At 78.5% G+C, this 409-nt stretch carries 1 protein-coding gene; it reads right to left on the reverse strand.

Features of this window, described 5'->3' with window-relative positions:
• On the reverse strand, positions 1 to 409 hold a 409-nt coding region (locus BKE38_RS32740), incomplete at both ends, for a hypothetical protein (RefSeq protein WP_207553749.1).

The raw sequence follows: 409 nt of genomic DNA on the forward strand, positions 1-409 counted from the left end.
GGGCGGCTCCATCTCCAGCTCCGGCATCAGCTCGCCATCCTCCTCCATCGCCTCGTCCGGGGCGGGCTCGCGGGTGCGCGGGGCGAAGCCGGGCTCGCGCCGCGGCTCGCGGGCGACGGGGGCCGGCATCGGCGCGACCCTGACCCCCTGGCGCTGGGCGCGCAGGCCACCCTGCGGCGCCTCGGCCGCGGCGGCATCGGCCGCGCGCAGCATGGCGGCCAGCTGCGGCGAGGGCGCCTCGCTGCGGCGGGTGAAGAGGCCGCCGACGGCGCCGCCCATCACCTTGAATGGCGCGGCGAGCCGGGTGCCGAGGCTGGGGGCGCCGTCCTCCGGCGCCTCCTCGGCCCAGGCATATTGCGGCGTCGGCCTGACGTCGAAGCTGATGAAGCGCAGCGTCGAGGCGCCGCAG

It is taken from the genome of Teichococcus deserti (assembly GCF_001982615.1).
Taxonomy (GTDB): domain Bacteria; phylum Pseudomonadota; class Alphaproteobacteria; order Acetobacterales; family Acetobacteraceae; genus Pseudoroseomonas; species Pseudoroseomonas deserti.